The organism is Streptomyces sp. NPDC001868, from assembly GCF_040297125.1.
In the GTDB taxonomy this organism is placed as follows: Bacteria; Actinomycetota; Actinomycetes; order Streptomycetales; family Streptomycetaceae; genus Streptomyces.
The window spans coordinates 233704-252794 of sequence record NZ_JBEOYO010000002.1 but is presented as its reverse complement, the minus strand read 5'-3'; the positions used below and the strand labels follow the sequence as shown (position 1 = coordinate 252794).

12 protein-coding genes are annotated in these 19091 nt (G+C 71.4%); 6 read left to right on the top strand and 6 right to left on the bottom strand.

All coding sequences use genetic code 11. The features are described 5' to 3' along the window. Window positions 1–43: 43 nt before the first annotated feature. Complete coding sequence (gene acnA, locus ABT147_RS03560; protein WP_351402344.1) at window positions 44–2761, bottom strand: aconitate hydratase AcnA; 2718 nt, start codon at window positions 2759–2761, stop codon at window positions 44–46. Window positions 2762–3167: 406 nt separating this feature from the next. Here acnA and ABT147_RS03555 point away from each other — a divergent pair, with 406 nt between their 5' ends. From ABT147_RS03555 to ABT147_RS03545, 3 genes are all read left to right on the top strand, one after another. After that, entirely contained in the window at window positions 3168–3899 is a 732-nt protein-coding gene (locus ABT147_RS03555) for a VOC family protein (RefSeq protein ID WP_351402342.1), read from the top strand. A 115-nt stretch (window positions 3900–4014) separates the two neighbouring features. Beyond that, window positions 4015–4212 carry a DUF4236 domain-containing protein gene (locus ABT147_RS03550; protein ID WP_351402340.1) on the top strand — a complete coding sequence of 66 codons (198 nt, stop codon included), beginning with the start codon at window positions 4015–4017 and terminating at the stop codon, window positions 4210–4212. A 96-nt stretch (window positions 4213–4308) separates the two neighbouring features. Further along, window positions 4309–5838, top strand: coding sequence for a helix-turn-helix domain-containing protein (locus ABT147_RS03545; RefSeq protein ID WP_351402337.1), 1530 nt, complete (start codon window positions 4309–4311; stop codon window positions 5836–5838). An 88-nt stretch (window positions 5839–5926) separates the two neighbouring features. Here the strand turns inward: ABT147_RS03545 and ABT147_RS03540 are convergent, their stop codons facing one another. From ABT147_RS03540 to ABT147_RS03520, 5 genes are all read right to left on the bottom strand, one after another. Further along, window positions 5927–6301 carry a peptidase inhibitor family I36 protein gene (locus ABT147_RS03540; RefSeq protein ID WP_351402335.1) on the bottom strand — a complete coding sequence of 125 codons (375 nt, stop codon included), beginning with the start codon at window positions 6299–6301 and terminating at the stop codon, window positions 5927–5929. 99 nt (window positions 6302–6400) lie between these two features. Continuing rightward, window positions 6401–9547, bottom strand: a complete 3147-nt coding sequence (locus tag ABT147_RS03535) for an AfsR/SARP family transcriptional regulator (protein WP_351402333.1) — start codon at window positions 9545–9547, stop codon at window positions 6401–6403. 228 nt (window positions 9548–9775) lie between these two features. Then, on the bottom strand, window positions 9776–11128 hold the full coding sequence (locus ABT147_RS03530) for a PucR family transcriptional regulator (RefSeq protein WP_351402331.1): 1353 nt from the start codon (window positions 11126–11128) through the stop codon (window positions 9776–9778). Window positions 11129–11409: 281 nt separating this feature from the next. Beyond that, window positions 11410–12651 carry a cation:proton antiporter gene (locus ABT147_RS03525; RefSeq protein WP_351402329.1) on the bottom strand — a complete coding sequence of 414 codons (1242 nt, stop codon included), beginning with the start codon at window positions 12649–12651 and terminating at the stop codon, window positions 11410–11412. 973 nt (window positions 12652–13624) lie between these two features. Then, window positions 13625–13849 (bottom strand): heavy-metal-associated domain-containing protein, encoded by a 225-nt coding sequence (locus ABT147_RS03520; RefSeq protein ID WP_351402327.1) that lies wholly within the window; start codon window positions 13847–13849, stop codon window positions 13625–13627. 160 nt (window positions 13850–14009) lie between these two features. Here ABT147_RS03520 and ABT147_RS03515 point away from each other — a divergent pair, with 160 nt between their 5' ends. From ABT147_RS03515 to meaB, 3 genes are read left to right on the top strand one after another with little or no spacing between them, the layout of a single operon-like run. Continuing rightward, on the top strand, window positions 14010–15818 hold the full coding sequence (locus ABT147_RS03515; RefSeq protein ID WP_351402324.1) for a methylmalonyl-CoA mutase family protein: 1809 nt from the start codon (window positions 14010–14012) through the stop codon (window positions 15816–15818). Continuing rightward, the gene (scpA, locus tag ABT147_RS03510) at window positions 15818–17992 is read left to right on the top strand and encodes a methylmalonyl-CoA mutase (protein WP_351402322.1); all 2175 of its coding nucleotides are present in this window, start codon (window positions 15818–15820) and stop codon (window positions 17990–17992) included. The genes ABT147_RS03515 and scpA overlap by 1 nt, the downstream gene beginning before the upstream one ends. Continuing rightward, entirely contained in the window at window positions 17989–18969 is a 981-nt protein-coding gene (meaB, locus tag ABT147_RS03505) for a methylmalonyl Co-A mutase-associated GTPase MeaB (protein WP_351402320.1), read from the top strand. The genes scpA and meaB overlap by 4 nt, the downstream gene beginning before the upstream one ends. Window positions 18970–19091 lie beyond the last annotated feature (122 nt).

Here is a 19091-nt window from a genome sequence, read left to right as displayed (position 1 = left end):
CCCGTCACCGGGGATGCGGCCCTCAACTGCCCTGCCTGGCCGCTTACTTGCGGATCAGGCTGCGCAGCACGTACTGCATGATGCCGCCGTTGCGGTAGTAGTCGGCCTCACCGGGGGTGTCGATGCGGACGACCGCGTCGAACTCGACGCCCGTGTCGGTGGTGACCTTGACCGTGCGCGGGGTGGTGCCGTTGTTCAGCTCCTCGACGCCGGTGAAGGAGAAGGTCTCCTCACCGGTGAGGCCGAGGGCGGAGGCCGAGGCACCCTCCGGGAACTGCAGCGGGAGGACGCCCATGCCGATGAGGTTCGAGCGGTGGATGCGCTCGTACGACTCGGCGATGACGGCCTTGACGCCGAGGAGGGCCGTGCCCTTGGCCGCCCAGTCACGGGACGAGCCGGAGCCGTACTCCTTGCCGGCCAGGATGACCAGCGGGATGCCCTGCTCGATGTAGTTGCGCGAGGCGTCGTAGATGAACGACACCGGACCGCCGTCCTGGGTGAAGTCGCGGGTGTAGCCGCCCTCGGTGCCCGGCGCGATCTGGTTGCGCAGGCGGATGTTGGCGAACGTGCCGCGGATCATGACCTCGTGGTTGCCGCGGCGCGAGCCGTAGCTGTTGAAGTCACGACGCTCGACACCGTGCTCCGTGAGGTACTTGCCTCCGGGGGTGTCGGCCTTGATCGCACCGGCCGGGGAGATGTGGTCGGTGGTGACCGAGTCGCCCAGCTTGGCGAGGACGCGGGCGCCGGCGATGTCCGAGACCGGGGTGGTCTCCATCGTCATGCCCTCGAAGTACGGGGGCTTCCTGACGTACGTCGACTGCGGGTCCCACTCGAAGGTGTCGCCCTCGGGGATCGACAGCGCCTGCCACTGGGCGTCACCGGCGAAGACGTCGGAGTAGGACTTGGAGAACATGTCCTCGCCGATGGCGTTCGCCACGACGTCGTTGACCTCGGCCTCGGAGGGCCAGATGTCCTCCAGGTAGACCGGCTTGCCCTCCTGGTCCACACCGAGGGCGTCGCGCGTGATGTCCACCTTCATGGAGCCCGCGAGGGCGTACGCGACGACCAGCGGCGGGGACGCCAGGTAGTTCATCTTGACGTCGGGGTTGATCCGGCCCTCGAAGTTCCGGTTGCCGGAGAGCACCGAGGTGACGGCGAGGTCGTGGTCGTTGACGGCCTTGGAGACCTCCTCCGGCAGCGGGCCGGAGTTGCCGATGCAGGTGGTGCAGCCGTAGCCGACGAGGTTGAAGCCGACCTTGTCGAGGTAGGGGGTGAGCCCCGCCTTGTCGAAGTAGTCGGTGACGACCTTGGAGCCCGGGGCGAGGGTGGTCTTGACCCACGGCTTGCGGGTCAGGCCCTTCTCCACGGCCTTCTTCGCGACCAGCGCGGCGGCGACCATGACGTACGGGTTCGAGGTGTTGGTGCAGGAGGTGATGGCCGCGACCGTCACCGCGCCGTGGTCGATCTCGTACGTCGAGCCGTCGGGGGCGGTCACGGTGACCGGGTTGGACGGGGCGCCGTTCGGGGCGACGGCCGGCGAGTCGGAGGCCGGGAAGGACTCCTTGCCGGACTCGTCCACGGAGTCGACGTAGTTGAGGACGTCCTGCTTGAACTGCTCGGCGGCGTTCGCGAGGACGATGCGGTCCTGCGGGCGCTTCGGGCCGGCGATGGAGGGGACGACCGTTGCGAGGTCGAGCTCCAGCTTCTCGGAGAAGTCGGGCTCGGCCTGCGGGTCCAGCCAGAGACCCTGCTCCTTGGCGTACGCCTCGACGAGCGCGAGCTGCTGCTCGGAGCGGCCGGTGAGCTTCAGGTACTTGATGGTCTCGCCGTCGATCGGGAAGATCGCGGCGGTCGAGCCGAACTCCGGCGACATGTTGCCGATGGTGGCGCGGTTGGCGAGGGAGGTGGCGGCCACGCCCTCACCGTAGAACTCGACGAACTTGCCGACGACACCGTGCTTGCGGAGCATCTCGGTGATCGTGAGCACGAGGTCGGTGGCGGTGGTGCCGGGGGTCAGCTCACCGGTCAGCTTGAAGCCGACGACGCGCGGGATGAGCATGGAGACCGGCTGGCCGAGCATCGCGGCCTCGGCCTCGATACCGCCGACGCCCCAGCCGAGGACGCCGAGGCCGTTGACCATGGTGGTGTGCGAGTCGGTGCCGACGAGGGTGTCGGGGTACGCCTGGCCGTTGCGGACCATGACCGTGCGGGCCAGGTGCTCGATGTTCACCTGGTGGACGATGCCGGTGCCGGGGGGTACGACCTTGAAGTCGTCGAACGCGGTCTGGCCCCAGCGCAGGAACTGGTAGCGCTCCTTGTTGCGGCCGTACTCCAGCTCGACGTTCTGCGCGAAGGCCTGGCTGGTGCCGAACTTGTCGGCGATGACGGAGTGGTCGATGACCATCTCGGCCGGGGAGAGCGGGTTGACCTTGGCCGGGTCGCCGCCGAGCGCCTTCACGGCCTCACGCATGGTGGCGAGGTCCACCACACAGGGCACACCGGTGAAGTCCTGCATGATCACGCGGGCCGGCGTGAACTGGATCTCCTGGCTGGGCTGGGCCTGGGAGTCCCAGCCGCCAAGGGCACGGATGTGGTCGGCGGTGATGTTCGCGCCGTCCTCCGTGCGGAGCAGGTTCTCCAGCAGGACCTTGAGGCTGTAGGGCAGGCGAGCCGAGCCCTCCACCTTGTCCAGCCGGAAGATCTCGTACGACTCGTCGCCCACCTGCAGCGTGCTGCGGGCGTCGAAGCTGTTCGCCGACACGACAGTCTCCTTCATTCCATGTGCGCGTACCACCGCATCCTGCCGCCACGCCCCCTTGGCCGATCCGCTAAGGTAAGGCTAAGTTAGGTAGCCCTTACCGCCAGACCGAGTGTGACGTGCGGCCGAGGTGCGCCTCGGCAGATATCTCGATGTCGAGATAACAGTAGTACATGGGCGCGGGCTGGTCATGCCCGGCCCGATGTGGCGTGCGCCAATCTCCGGGCGAACGGGCACGGCACCCGAGGGACCGGCAGGGCGCGGGCGCGGCCCCGGCGCCGCCTATTTCCGTTGCGGGGCGGTTCCCGGGCTTCCTAGCATTGCTGCCCTCATGGGCGCCGCTGCCCGCACGGGCAGGGGGACGAGCCCCGTGCGCGGCTGTGAGTCAGCGGATCGGAGACCCCCGGGGATGACCACCCACCTGCACGCGCTCAGTTTCGACGCGAACGACCCCGTCGGTCTCGCCCGCTTCTGGGCCGGCGTCCTGGACTGGGAGACGGTCGACGACCCCTACGGCGCCGTCGCGCTCGCACCGGGCGACGACACCGGGTTCCGGCTCCGCTTCCTGCCGAGCCAGGAGAAGAAGACCGTCGCGAACCAGACGCACTTCGACCTGACCAGCCGGTCCCTCGACGACCAGCGGCGGACCGTGGCGCGGGTGCTGGAACTCGGCGGCCGGCACATCGACATCGGCCAGCTCCCGGACGAGGAGCACGTGGTCCTCGCCGACCCCGAGGGCAACGAGTTCTGCGTCATCGAGCCGGGCAACAATTTCCTCGCCGACTGCGGCTTCATCGGCGCGCTCGCGAGCGACGGCTCCCAGGAGGCCGGGTACTTCTGGAGCCGGGCCCTGGGCTGGCCGCTGGTCTGGGACCAGGACGAGGAGACCGCGATCCGCTCACCGCACGGCGGCCCGAAGATCACCTGGGGCGGTCCGCCGGTGGCCCCGAAACCCGGGAAGAACCGGCTGCACTTCGACCTCGCACCGCCCGCCGACGGCGACCTGCCGGCGGAGGTCGACCGCCTCGCCTCCCTCGGCGCGACCCGCGCCGACATCGGCCAGGGCGAGGTCGACTGGGTGGTGATGGCCGACCCCGACGGCAACGAGTTCTGCGTACTGCCGCCAACGCCCCTCCCGTAACCGGCGGTTGTCGACGACCGGCAGGGATGCGCACCGTCGAGCGGGGTACCCGGCGTACATCGGGAAGTCCTCGAAAGTGCTCGACAGCCCGGGAAATCCGGGGGAGGAGGCACACATGCCGCTCACGTTCCGCAAGAGCTTCCGCATCCTGCCGGGTGTGCGACTGAACATCAACAAGCGGTCCTGGTCCATCACCACCGGTGGCCACAACGGCCCGCGGCACACCCACAGCAGCACGGGACGCCGTACGACCTCGATGGACCTGCCCGGCCCCTTCGGCTGGCGCCGCACCCGCAACGCGAAGCGCCACTGAGCCCGGCTGACACTCCGTCACCTGAACGGACCCGCGTCACGACCCCAACAGACCCCCCAAGAGGCGCCATCTCATATCTGAGATAACCTCGACCCCATGGCAGACGACTACCTCGAACGCATCGGCAAGCTCATCCGTGACGCAAGGCAGCACCGGGGCTGGACACAGTCACAGCTGGCGGAGGCGCTCGGCACGAGTCAGAGCGCGGTGAATCGTATCGAGCGCGGTAATCAAAACATCAGCCTTGAGATGATCGCTCGAATCGGTGAAGCCCTGGACAGTGAGATCGTCTCGCTGGGATACGCGGGTCCGATGCATCTGCGGGTGGTCGGCGGACGCCGGCTGTCCGGCTCGATCGACGTGAAGACCAGCAAGAACGCGTGTGTCGCGCTGCTGTGCGCCTCCTTGTTGAACAGGGGGCGCACAGTGCTGCGCCGGGTGGCCCGCATCGAGGAGGTGTACCGCCTTCTGGAGGTGCTCGGCTCCATCGGCGTACGCACCCGGTGGATCAACGGCGGTGTCGACCTGGAGATCGTGCCGCCGGCCGAGCTGGACCTCGACGCGATCGACGCGGAGGCCGCCCGCCGCACCCGCTCGATCATCATGTTCCTCGGCCCGCTGCTGCACCGCATGGACCACTTCAAGCTGCCGTACGCGGGCGGTTGCGACCTCGGGACGCGGACGATCGAGCCGCACATGATCGCGCTGCGCCGGTTCGGTCTCGACATCACGGCCACCGAGGGGCTGTACCACGCCGAGGTCGACCGGTCCGTCACCCCCGGCCGGCCGATCGTGCTGACCGAGCGCGGCGACACGGTCACCGAGAACGCGCTGCTGGCCGCCGCCCGCCACGACGGCGTGACCGTCATCCGCAACGCCTCGTCCAACTACATGGTCCAGGACCTGTGCTTCTTCCTGGAGGCGCTCGGCGTACGGGTGGAGGGCATCGGCACCACCACGCTCACCGTGCACGGGGTGCCGCACCTCGATGTGGACGTCGACTACTCGCCCTCCGAGGACCCGGTCGAGGCGATGAGCCTGCTCGCCGCCGCGGTCGTCACCGAGTCCGAACTGACCGTGCGCCGGGTGCCGATCGAGTTCCTGGAGATCGAGCTGGCGGTCCTGGAGGAGATGGGCCTCGACCACGACCGCTCACCGGAGTACTTCGCCGACAACGGCCGTACGCGGCTGGTGGACCTCACCGTCCGCCCCTCCAAGCTCCAGGCGCCGATCGACAAGATCCACCCCATGCCGTTCCCCGGCCTGAACATCGACAACGTCCCGTTCTTCGCGGCCATCGCCGCCGCCGCGCAGGGCCAGACCCTCATCCACGACTGGGTCTACGACAACCGCGCGATCTACCTCACCGACCTCAACCGCCTCGGCGGCCGCCTCCAACTCCTCGACCCCCACCGCGTCCTGGTCGAGGGCCCCACCCGCTGGCGCGCCGCCGAGATGATGTGCCCGCCGGCCCTGCGCCCCGCCGTCGTCGTCCTCCTGGCGATGATGGCCGCCGACGGCACGTCCGTCCTGCGCAACGTCTACGTCATCAACCGCGGCTACGAGGACCTCGCGGAGCGGCTGAACACGGTGGGGGCGCAGATCGAGATCTTCCGGGACATCTGACGAGCGTCACCGCCCGGGCCGGCTGTCGCCCCGGGGCACGGCACGGCCGCCGCGGATGTCCGCGGCGGCCGTGTGTGGGAAGCGGGGATCAGCACTCACCGCGCCAGGTGGCCTGCTTGAAGACGACGCCGGGCGCGAAGTCCCACTTGTAGTCGCCGGGGCCCGGGTTGAAGTGGAGGCAGTCGCTGAACGTGCCCCCGTTGTAGGTCCACGTGAGCTGGATGTGGTCGGCACCGGGGAAGCTCGTGCCGTTGTTGAAGACGGACCGGCCACTGACGCTGCCGGACCAGTTGCCCTGACTCTCCACGAGCAGCGAACCGGTCTGGCCCGTGCCGGAGTAGATACAGAAGGCCCCCCGGTCGCAGCCGGGCGGGTTCGGTTCGGCGGACGCGTTGGGTGCCGCGATGGCCACGACGGCCAGGGCGGTGGATGCGGACAGAGCCGCGACGGTGCGCTTGCGCATCGGGTTCTTCCCCCTAGTTCGGGTCCTGTTCTCGTTGCCCCCTCACTGTGGGAGACGGCGGTACAGCCGGAGCGCAGTGCCGGTTCAGTCCTGGTTCAGCTACCTGCCCGGCACCGCGCTCGGATCCGTCCGGTCCGTCTGATCCGTCTGATCCGTCCGATCCGTCTGATCCGTCTCCTCGACCGCGCGCAGTTCGGCGTACTCCCGGGTGCCGTAGAGCCGGAAGGTCAGCAGCGCCTCCTGGCGCAGCGCACGGGCGGCGGGCCGGTCGCCGAGGAGTTCGTGGAGCCGGGACAGATCCCGCAGGGTGCGGGCGCGGAAGACCGGATGCCTCAGCCGTGTCCAGAGATCCAGCGCCTGCCGGAGACAGGCCGACGCGTGGTCCACGCGCCCCTGGGCGAGGTGCAGTTCGCCGAGCGTGCGCAGCAGCAGGGCCTCGCCGAACCCGTCGTCCAGCTCCCGGCACACCCGTAGCGCGCCGAGCAGCGCGGGCAGTTCCGCGTCGTCGGGCCGCAGCCGGAAGCGGACCTTGGCCAAGGCCTGTACGGCGTATGCCTCCATCAGCCGGTCACCGGCCGACCGCAGCAGGGCGAGGGCCCGCGCGCACTGTTCCTCCGCGCGCACCAGGTCACCGTCCGCTCGGTGCACCAGGCCGATCGCCCGCAGGACCAGCCCCTCACCGCGCCGGCTGCCGATCGACCGGTGGATGGTGAGCGCCTTGCGCAAGTGGACCGTCGCCTCCTCGGAGTGGCCCTTCTCCCGCAGGATCGACCCGAGGTCGTAGAGAGCTCCCGCCGCCCCCGCGGCGTCCCCGAGTGCCTCGAAGGCGGACAGGGCCCGTTCCAGACAGGCCGTCGCCTCGGTGAAGTTGCCCTGCTCCCGGCCCACGACGGCGATCCCCGCCAGAGCCGTGGCCTGACCGCCGATGTCGTCCAGCCGTACGAACCCGGCCAACGCCGCGCGGAAGTAGCGGTCGGCTTCGTCGAACCGGTCCTGTTCGTAGCGCAGTTGCCCGAGGCCGGTGAGCAGTACGGCCTCCCCGCGCGGGTTCGCCGCTCGGCGGACGGCGGCGAGGGCGGCGTCGTGCGTACGCTGCCACTCCTCGAACTGGTTGTTCACCCGGAACGACGCCTGGACGAGCGCCGAGGCCAGGTCGCACGCCTCCTCGTGGAGATCGAGGCGCGCGGCCAGCACCACCCCGGCCACCAGCGAGCTGTGCTCGGCCTGGAGCCAGGCGCGCGGATCGGCCAGCAGCCGCCCGCCGAGTGCCGTGTCGGCCTCCTGAGCGGCTTGCCGGGGTGCGAGACGCGCCAGCCCGGTGGGGTCGAGGTCACCGGCCCGGCGGCCGAGCGCGAGCCAGGTACGCAGCAGCCGCGCCAGCGCCGAGGACCGGTCCTGCGGGGTGTCCTCCAGGTCGGCTCGTTCCCTGGCGTACAGCCGGACCAGGTCGTGGAAGCGGTACCGTACGCGGCCGGTTCGGTCCGCCCCCAGCGGCTCCAGCAGATGGGCGTCGGCCAGCCGGTCGACCAGACGCTCCGCGTCGGACACGTCGATGTCCGCCAGCGGTGCGGCCACCCAGGGCGCGAGATCCGGTGATTCGAGCATGCCGAGCCGGCGGAAGACCAGTCGTTCCGGCTCCGGCAGCGCGCGGTAGCTGACCTCGATCCCCGCGCGTACGTCCAGGTCTCCGGAGGCCATCTCGTCCAGCCGGACGTGTTCGTCGCGGAGCCGCTCGGCCAGTGCGCCGAGCGGCCAGGCGCTTCGGCTGCCGAGCCGGGATCCCGCGATACGCAGCGCCAGCGGGAGCCCTCCGGACAGCTGGGCGATCTCGGCCGCCGCCTCGGGCTCCGCCGTCGTCCTGTCGGAGCCCGTGAGCCGGGCCAGAAGCTGCACGGCATGGGCGGGGTTCAACACCTCCAGGCCCACCCGCTCGACCGAGTCCAGGCCGTGCAGGGCCTTCCGACTGCTGATCAGCACGGCGCTCCCGCTGCTCGCGCCCGGCAGCAGGGACCGCACCTGCTCCTCACCGGCGGCGTCGTCCAGCACCACGAGCACCCTCAGACCGGCCAGCACCGTACGGAACGCGGCGGCGCGTTCGGGCAGCGACGTGGGGATCTGGCCCGGTCCGATGCCCAGCGCGCGCAGGAAACCCGCGAGGATCTCCGCGGGGTCGGCCGGCCGGGCCGGGTCCCCACCGCCCAGTACGGCATGGAGTTGTCCGTCCGGGAAGGCCGTCGCGACCCGGTGTGCGACATGCAGCGTCAGTGCCGTCTTGCCGACGCCCGCCATCCCGTGCACGACGCAGATCCGGCTGTGCTCCCCGCCGTCCCGCAGTGCGGCCTCCAGTCGGGCCGTGTCCGTCTCGCGGCCGGTCAGCCATTTCGGTGCGGCGGGAAGCTGTCCGGGAGGCGGCGCCCCGCCCGGCTCGCGTCTGTGCGCCTCCCACCGTGCGCGCTCCTGCCCGGCGGCCCCGCCCTCACCGGGCCGGTCGGCCACCAGCAGCCGGGCGTTCACCTCCTGGAGTTCCGGGCCGGGTTCGATGCCCAGCTCGGTGTGCAGCCGGCGGCGGCCGTCGCGGTACACGGCCAAGGCGTCCGCCCGACGTCCGCAGCGGTCCAGGGCGGTGATGAGCTGCACCCGTAATCGTTCCCTCAGCGGATGTTCGGCCACCAGCCCGGTGAGGTCACCCACGAGTTCCGCTCCGCCGCCCAGTTCCAGACGGGCGTCGAGCACGCGCTCCACGGTGGCCAGCCGGATCTCCTCCAGCCGGGTCGCCTCGGCCTGCAGCACCGGGGTCGTCGGAGCGCCCAGCGCGGGGCCCCTCCAGAGCCCCAGCGCCTGCTCGAAGAGGTCCGCCGCACCGCCGTGTTCGCCCCGTGCCGCTTCCGCGTGGCCGCGTTCCAGCAGCGCCTGGAACAGCTGAAGATCCAACTGCCCCTCCCCCGGCTCGAACACATAGCCACGGGGACGGGTCGTGATCACTTCTCGGGTGTCCGGGCTGTGGAGCACCTGTCTCAGTCTGAGGACGTACCCCTGCACCAGCTTCGCCGCCGACGCCGGTGGCCGGTCCCCCCACACGGCGTCGACCAGCCGGTCGACCGACACCAGCCTGCCCGCCTCCACGAGCCCGGCGGTGAGCAACGCGGTCGGCTTGCGCGGGAACGGCGGCAGCCTCTGCCCGTGGAGCCACACCTCGACCGGCCCCAGCACCCGGAACTCCACCTGTCCCCCAAGGCTCTTGATCACCGTGGCCCACTGGTCATGTGTGCCGTCACTCGAAGCCCCCGGTGTCCACGATGCTCGGGCTGCTCACCCGACGCCAGACCCCGACCGGCCAGGGGGTCGGAATGGCCGAACCCCGCCGACCGCGGCGGCTGGTCGGGTCGGGCCGGGTCAGGTCGGGCCGGCTGGATCGGGTCGGGTCGGGTCGGGTCGGGCCGGGTGGATCGGGTCGGGTCGGGTCGGGTCGGGTCGCTAGGGAGACGCCTCGGTGGAATTCAGGGGTCTCGTCGGCCAGTCGAGGAGGCGGGCGCCGATGACGGCGGTCTGGAGGGTGTAGCGGTCGGTGGGGTCGGTCGGGTCCGTGCCGGTGAGGGTGTGGACGCGGGCCAGCCGGTACGTGAGGGCGCGCACGCTGAGGGAGAGCCGCCGGGCGGTCGAGGCGGCCACACAACCGGTGTCGAAGTACGCGGTGAGGGTGTCCAGCAGGGGCCGGGCCCCGCCGCGCGCCTGTTCCAGGGGGCCGAGCGTGCTGCTCACCAGGTCGACCAGTGCCTGCCGGTCCCGGGCCAGTACGGGAAAGACCAGCAGGTCGGCGGCGCGCAGCAGCGGCTCTTCGAGGCCCATCCGCTGGGCCACGTCCAGGGCGTTGAGGGCCTCCTCGTAGCTGTGGCCGATGCCGACCGTGCCGGGCCGGGAGCGGCCGATGGCGACCTGGGTCCGGCCGGTGGCGGCGTAGGAGCGTTTGGCGAAGTGGGTGAGGACGTCGTCCTGGTCGCCGGGGGCGATGCACACCATGCGGCCGTCCTTGGTGGTGAACAGGATGCGGCGGTTCTCGAAGCGGGCGAACAGTTCGCTCGCCACCTGCCGGGGTACGGGGTCGGTCTCGTCGTACTTCTCCGGCCCCTCGGCGACGGCGACCGCGTGCGCGCGGGACAGGCGCAGCCCGAACCGTTCGGAACGGGCGGCGAGTTGGCCCGGGTCGCCACGGCCGTGGAGGAGGTCGTCGATGAACTCCCGGCGGGCGGCCTCCTCCTTGCGCACCACGAGCCGCTGGGCGCGTTCGTAGCCGTCGGCGAAGGCGTCCACGGCCTGCTCGATGACGGCGAGGACGCTGTCCGGGTCCGCCGCCCTCGGCCAGTTGTCCCGACCGGCCACGAGATGCGCCCGCACCAGCGAACGCCACCCGTACCCGGCCTCCGCCGCCCGCGCCCCGAGCGCCCGCCGCGCCTCGATCTCGTCGCGCGTCAGGCGACGGCCGGTGGGCGCGGCGTCCGCGAGAACCTGCTCGAAGCCATGGAGAAACTCGTCGCTTTGGGGGCGGGGGGTTGAGGGGCGCTCAGCTGAGGGGCGGGCGGCTGGGGTGCGGGCGGGCGGGCTCGGGGTGGTCGCGGTGCGGTCGGGTGCACGCCGGGCGGTCGGGGTGCGATCGGGCGTAGGCGGGGTGGCCGGGGGGCGATCGGGCGTATGCCGGGCGGTCGAGGTGCGCTTGGTCGGGCGCGGGGCATTCGGGCCCCGGTCGGCCGCGCGCGGGGCGGTCGGATTCCGGTCGGCCGCACGCCGGTCGGCCGGGATTCGATCGCCCCCGCTCTCGTCCACCGCACTCATCCCGGCCGCTCTCCGAACGCCCGCGCTCCGAGCGGCCGTGGCCCTGCCGTCCACGCCCCGGCCACCCGCGCCCCGCCTGTCCACGGTCATTCCGTTCGCCCTCCCGCCGTTCGCATTCCCGGTGTCCGCGTCCCTGCCGTTGGCGTGCTGACCGTGCGCGTGCTGACCGTTCATGGCCTCCCCTTTCGGTCGAGGGTGATCGGGTTCCGGTGGCCGTGGCGCCGCGCCCTACCCCATGGCGCGTCCGGTGCGAGCGTGGCCGCACCCCCGCCCGGCCCCCCTCAGACGTTCGCGTGCACAGCCCCGCTGGACTCCGGCTCCGGCTCCGGCTCCGCCTCGGGTCGGGCCGTCGGTGTCGCCACAGCCGACGCGCGCCGGCGGGTGAGGCGGTGGGCCAGGGGTTCGGTCCAGCGGGCGGTGAGGGGGCCGAGGACGACCAGGATGAGGACGTAGGCCGTGGCGAGGGGGCCGATGCGGGGCTCGACCCCGACCGCGAGGCCGGCGATGACGATGGAGAACTCGCCGCGGGCGACCAGCGTGCCGCCCGCCCGCCAGCGGCCCTTGACGGAGATCCCGGCCCGCCGGGCGGCCCAGTACCCGGTGGCGATCTTCGTGAGGGCGGTGACGGCGGCCAGCGCGAGGGCCGGGAGGAGGACGGGCGGGATGTCGGCGGGGTCGGTGTGCAGGCCGAAGAAGACGAAGAACACGGCGGCGAACAGGTCCCGCAGCGGGCTGAGGATGCTGCTGGCACCCTCGGCGACCTCACCGGACAGCGCGATGCCGACCAGGAACGCCCCCACGGCCGCCGAGACCTGGAGATGCTGGGCGACCCCGGCGACGACCAGGGTGAGCCCGAGGACCACGAGCAGGAGCATCTCGGCGCTGTCGGAGGAGACGGCACGGCTGATCAACCGGCCGTGGCGCAGGGCGACATAGAGGACGGTGACCACGGTGCCCAGCGCGATCAGCAGGGTGAGGGCGCCACCCGCCAGGCTCACCCCGGCGAGCAGGGCGGTGAGGATCGGCAGGTAGACGGCCATGGACAGGTCTTCGAGGACCAGGATTCCGAGCACGACCGGGGTCTCACGGTTGCCGAGGCGGCGCAGATCGCCGAGGACCTTGGCGATGACGCCGGAGGAGGAGATCCAGGTGACGCCCGCCAGGGCGACGGCGGCGACCGGGCCCCAGCCGAGCAGCAGCGCCATCGCGGCGCCGGGGGCGGCGTTGAGGACGAAGTCGACCGCGCCGGAGGGGTATTGGGTCTTGAGGTTGGTGACAAGTTCGGAGGCGCTGTACTCCAGGCCGAGCAGGAGCAGCAGGAGGATGACGCCTATCTCGGCGCCGGTGGCGACGAACTCCTCGCTGGCCTGCAGCGGGAGTATCCCGCCGTGGCCGAAGGCGAGCCCGGCGAGCAGATAGAGGGGTATGGGTGAGAAGCCGACCCGTCCGGCGAGGCGACCCAGCAGGCCCAGGGCGAGAATGATCGCCCCGAGTTCGATGAGCATGGCAGTGGTGTTGTGCACGGGCGTCTGTCCTCCGTTGACGAGTGCGGTGACGGCGTCTGTGCCTGAGGCGAGTTCTGGTGTGTGTTCTGGTGTGTGTTCTGGCGCGCGGGTGGACACACAGGTGGACGCGAGGGCCGCATGCGACCACGACTGCGGGCGGTCGGGCGGTCGGTGCCGTACGGACACGCGGGTTTCCCACGGAGACGGCTCAAAAGCGAGTCGGCCGTCGCGCGTGTGACATGACGGGCTGCCCGACTGCCCGAGGCCATCGGGCCGTGGGGCAATGGGGCCATCGGTCAGTCGGGAATCCCCGCTACGGCGGCGAGTGCGTCAGTGCGCGGGGCGGTCGCCCGGGCCCGCGGCGCGGCCGGTATCGGGAACGGCGTCGCGAGCGGTGTTCACGACGCGCACGCGGAATACCCGACCCATGTCACGCCCCCCAACACGCCGTCGGCCGAACCGCCGACCACCACTCGAACGAATGAGCAAATAAGCGCTCACCAGAGCGTTAGCGCTTGGTAAAGGATTCTAGCGCAATACGAAAAGGCGAAATCACACAATAGGTAAAGCACTACCCATTTCCCTTTACCTCAGCCTCACCCTCATCCCGTCACTCGCCGATCTCCACCTTGCCGTTGCCACCCGCCCGCCCGCACCCCCGACTCCCCTGACACAGGAAGAGACAGGAAGAGAGAGGACGGGCGGAACGAGCCGCTCAGCGATCCACCGCACGCACCACGACCGACGTGGCCGTCGGCCGGAATGGCGGTCACCACACGCCCGGCGGTGCCCACCAGATCGTCGCGCCGTGGCGTGACGGCGGTCCGACCGTGCGTCAGGGCCGGCCCGAAGCGGTAGGTCGCCACCCCCTCTCGCCCCGCCCCCGATCTCCGGCTTGACGGGATCCTCACACGGGTAGGGGGACCGATTCATTGCCGCGTTCCGGCAACGTTCCCGCGCCTTTCCTTCCGTTCCCCGCCTGCCTCCCGGCTCAGGCCGCGGCGCGGCGGACGACCTCCGCGACCTCGTAGCCCGCCTCGACGATCGCCGCGCGGACGGCCGCGTCGTCGACCGTCTCCCCGCGTACGGTCACCAGGCCGGCCCGTACGTCGACATCGACCTCGGTGACGCCGGGCACCGCGACGACCTCCTCGGTGACGCTCACGGCGCAGTGCCCGCAGCTCATGCCGGACACGGTGAAGTACTTCTCGGCCATGGGGTCGCTCCTGTCCTCGTTCGGCCCGGTGACTGTGCCGCAGGGGGCTCACGGACCGCGTGGCACGAGGTACGGCGAACGGCCCCACCACGTTCAGAGAGGGCAAGGTCACAGCCGCGCCCCCTGCTGCTCCTTTGCGCCTCTGGCCTAGCATCCGAGCATGACGGTCCTGCCTGACGACGGGCTTGAGCTGGCCGCCGAGTTCCCTGACGCAACCCACGAGCAGTGGCAGCGCCTCGTTGCGGGCGTGCTGCGCAAGTCGGGCAAGGACGTCGAGGGACCTCAGGCCGAGGAAGCCCTGTCCACCGCGCTGGAGGACGGGCTGCGCACCCGTCCCCTGTATTCCGCGCACGACACCGCGCCCCCTCCGGGTCTGCCCGGCTTCGCGCCCTTCGTACGAGGAGGCCGGGCCGCGGGCAACACCGTGGGCGGCTGGGACGTACGCCAGCGGCACACGGCGGCGGACGGGGACGCCGTGCTCGCGGATCTGGAGAACGGCGTCACCTCCCTGTGGCTGGTGCTCGGCGAGGCCGGCCTCCCGGTGTCGTCGCTCGGCCGGGTCCTCGACGGCGTCCTCCTCGATCTCGCGCCGGTCGTCCTGGACGCCGGAGCCGAGGTCGAGCCCGCCGCCCGGGAGTTGCTGCGGCTGTACGCGGAACGCGGTGTCGCCAAGGAGGCGGCGCGCGGCAACCTGGGCGCGGACCCCCTCGGCCACGAGGCCCGCACCGGACAGCCGTACGACTTCACCCCTGTGGCCGAACTCGCCCGGCTGTGCGCCGAGGAGTACCCGGGGCTGCGGGCCCTGATCGTGGACGCCCTGCCGTACCACGAGGCGGGCGGCTCGGCGGCCCAGGAGCTGGGTGCCTCGCTGGCGACCGGCGTCGCGTATCTGCGGGAGCTGACCGGGGCCGGGCTGAGCGTCGAACAGGCCTGTGGACAGCTGGAGTTCCGGTACGCGGCGACCGCCGACCAGTTCCTGACGATCGCCAAGCTGCGCGCCGCGCGCCGCCTCTGGGCCCGGGTCGCCGAGGTGTGCGGGGTGCCCGCCGCCGGGGCGCAGACGCAGCACGCGGTGACCTCGCCGGTGATGATGACGCGCCGCGACCCGTGGGTGAACATGCTGCGCACGACCATCGCCACCCTGGCCGCCGGGGCGGGCGGCGCCGACTCCGTCACCGTGCTGCCCTTCGACCACGCGCTCGGGCTGCCGGACGCGTTCGCGCGGCGCATCGCCCGCAACACCTCCACGATCCTCATCGAGGAGTCCCACCTCTCCCGGGTCATCGACCCGGCGGGCGGCTCCTGGTACGTGGAGCGGCTCACCGACGAACTCGCCCACGCGGGCTGGGAGTTCTTCCAGGAGATCGAGCGGGCGGGCGGCCAGGCGGCCGCCCTGCGCTCCGGGACCGTACGGGACCGGCTCGCCGAGACCTGGGCGGCCCGCGGCGCCCGGCTCGCCAAGCGGCGTGAACCCGTCACGGGCGTCAGCGAGTTCCCCCACCTGGCGGAGAAGCCGGTCGTCCGCCGGCCCGCCCCCGAGCCGCCGTCCGGCGGTCTCCCCCGCGTCCACCGGGACGAGGCGTACGAGGAGTTGCGCGCCCGCTCCGACGCCCACCTGGCCACCACCGGCTCCCGGCCGCGCGTCTATCTGGCCTCGCTGGGCCCGGCCGCCGCCCACACCGCCCGGACGACCTTCGCCGCCAACCTCTTCCAGGCGGGCGGCATCGAAGCCGTCACCGACGGCACGTTCGAGGAGAGCGGCGCCACCGAGGTGTGCGTGTGCTCCAGCGACGCCCTGTACGAGGAGCGGGCCGCCGAGGCCGCCGCATCCCTCAAGTCGGCGGGTGCCACACACGTGTTCCTCGCGGGCCGGCCCGGGCAGTACACCGATGTCGACGCGTACGTCTTCGCGGGCTGCGACGCGGTCGCCGTCCTGTCCGCCACCCTCGACCGCATGGGAGTGTCCTGATGGGAATCCCCGACTTCTCCGGGATCGAGCTGGGGAGTCCGGCCCTCGCGGGCGGCACCGAAGAGTGGCAGGCGGCCCTCAAGAAGGCGGCCGGCGGTGACGACCTGCTGTGGGAGACCCCGGAGGGCATCCCGGTCAAGCCGCTGTACACCGGCCAGGACCTGGAGGGCCTGGACTTCCTGGGCACCTACCCGGGCGTCGCGCCGTATCTGCGCGGCCCGTACCCGACGATGTACGTCAACCAGCCCTGGACGATCCGCCAGTACGCGGGCTTCTCCACGGCCGAGGAGTCCAACGCCTTCTACCGGCGCAACCTGGCGGCCGGTCAGAAGGGCCTGTCCGTCGCCTTCGACCTGCCGACCCACCGGGGCTACGACAGCGACCACCCCCGGGTGACCGGTGACGTCGGCATGGCCGGCGTGGCGATCGACTCGATCTACGACATGCGACAGCTGTTCGACGGCATCCCGCTGGACAAGATGACTGTCTCGATGACGATGAACGGCGCGGTTCTGCCCGTGCTGGCGCTGTACATCGTGGCGGCCGAGGAACAGGGCGTACCGGCGGAGAAGCTCGCGGGGACCATCCAGAACGACATCCTCAAGGAGTTCATGGTCCGCAACACCTACATCTATCCGCCGAAGCCGTCGATGCGGATCATCTCCGACATCTTCGCCTTCACCTCCCAGCGGATGCCCCGCTACAACTCCATCTCCATCTCCGGCTACCACATCCAGGAGGCCGGGGCGACGGCCGACCTGGAGCTGGCGTACACGCTCGCGGACGGCGTGGAGTACATCCGCGCGGGCCGGGCGGCGGGGATGGACGTGGACGCGTTCGCGCCCCGGCTGTCCTTCTTCTGGGCGATCGGCATGAACTTCTTCATGGAGATCGCGAAGATGCGGGCGGCCCGCCTGCTGTGGGCCAAACTGGTGAGGCAGTTCGACCCGCAGAACGCCAAGTCCCTCTCCCTGCGCACCCATTCGCAGACCTCGGGCTGGTCGCTGACCGCGCAGGACGTCTTCAACAACGTCACGCGTACGTGTGTGGAGGCGATGGCGGCCACCCAGGGCCACACCCAGTCGCTGCACACCAACGCCCTCGACGAGGCCCTCGCGCTGCCCACCGACTTCTCCGCGCGCATCGCCCGCAACACCCAGCTGCTCATCCAGCAGGAGTCCGGCACCACCCGGGTCATCGACCCGTGGGGCGGCAGCGCGTACGTCGAGAAGCTGACGTACGACCTCGCCCGCCGGGCCTGGCAGCACATCGAGGAGGTCGAGGCGGCCGGCGGCATGGCCAAGGCCATCGACGCGGGCATCCCCAAGCTGCGCATCGAGGAGGCCGCGGCCCGCACCCAGGCCCGGATCGACTCGGGGCGGCAGCCGGTGATCGGCGTCAACAAGTACCGCGTCGAGACCGACGAGCAGATCGACGTCCTCAAGGTCGACAACTCCTCCGTCCGTACCCAGCAGATCGAGAAGCTGCGGCGGCTGCGCGCGGAGCGCGACGAGCGGGCCTGCCAGGACTCGCTGGACGCGCTCACCCGGGCGGCCGGCGGCGAGGGCAACCTGCTGGAGCTGGCGGTGAACGCGGCCCGCGCCAAGGCCACCGTCGGTGAGATCTCCGACGCCCTGGAGAAGGTCTACGGCCGGCACGCGAGCCAGATCCGTACGATCTCCGGGGTGTACCGCAACGAAGCAGGTGAGTCCCCGAACGTGGAGCGCACCCGGAGCCTGGTGGACTCCTTCGCCGAGGCCGAGGGCCGCCGCCCCCGCATCCTGGTCGCCAAGATGGGCCAGGACGGCCACGACCGGGGCCAGAAGGTCATCGCGACCGCCTTCGCCGACCTCGGTTTCGACGTGGACGTCGGCCCGCTGTTCCAGACGCCCGCCGAGGTGGCCCGGCAGGCCGTCGAGGCGGATGTGCACATCGTCGGGGTGTCGTCGCTGGCCGCCGGGCATCTCACCCTCGTACCGGCGCTCAAGGAGCAACTGGCCGAGGAGGGGCGCGCGGACATCATGATCGTGGTCGGCGGTGTCATCCCGCCGCAGGACGTGCCCACGCTCCTGGAGATGGGTGCTGCGGCCGTGTTCCCGCCCGGGACGGTGATTCCGGACGCGGCGTACGACCTGGTGGAGCGGCTGTCGGGCGACCTCGGGCACGACCTGTGATCGATGTCGACGCCTACGCCAAGGGTGTGCTCGACGGGAAGCGGGCGATCGTCGCGCGCGCCATCACCCTCGTCGAGTCCACCCGGCCCCAACACCGGTCGCTGGCCCAGGAGTTGCTGACCGTACTGCTGCCGCACAGCGGCCGGGCGCGGCGGATCGGGGTCAGCGGGGTGCCGGGCGTCGGCAAGTCGACGTTCATCGACGCGTTCGGCACGATGCTGACCTCGCTCGGCCACCGGGTGGCGGTGCTGGCGGTGGACCCCTCGTCCAGCCGTACGGGCGGTTCGATCCTCGGCGACAAGACCCGGATGGAGCGCCTGGCCGTCGACCCGGCGGCGTTCGTCCGGCCCTCCCCCACGGCCGGCACGCTCGGCGGGGTCGCCCAGGCCACCCGTGAGTCGATCGTGGTGATGGAGGCGGCGGGCTACGACGTGGTGCTGGTGGAGACCGTCGGCGTCGGCCAGTCCGAGACGGCCGTCGCCAACATGGTCGACTCCTTCCTCCTCCTCACCCTCGCCCGTACCGGCGACCAGCTCCAGGGCATCAAGAAGGGCGTCCTGGAGCTGGCCGACGTGCTAGCCGTCAACAAGGCGGACGGCCCGCACGAGCGCGACGCCCGTACGGCGGCCCGTGAGCTGGCGGGCGCCCTGCGGCTGATGCACCCGGCGGACGCGGCCTGGACGCCTCCGGTGCTGAGCTGCAGCGCCCGCGAGTCGACCGGCCTCGACACCATCTGGGAGCGGCTGGAGCAGCACCGCACCCTTCTCGACTCCAGCGGCCGCCTCGCCGCCAAGCGGCGGGACCAGCAGGTCGACTGGACCTGGTCCATGGTCCGCGACGAACTCCTCGGCCGGCTGCGCACCCACCCCGGCGTCCGGTCCCTCGCCCCCGGTCTCGAACAGCAGGTCAGGGACGGCGAACTGACGGCCACCCTGGCCGCCGAGCGCATCCTGAAGGCCTTCGGGGACTCCGTGTAGGCCGTTCGGGGGCGGGTCGGGCGGCCTCCGGTTCACCCGGCTGAGCGCCCCGAGTGGTGGCGGAACGGGATCCGGCTGACGGTGGATCACGTCGGAGCCGGGTCAAGTCAGCTGACGAAGCA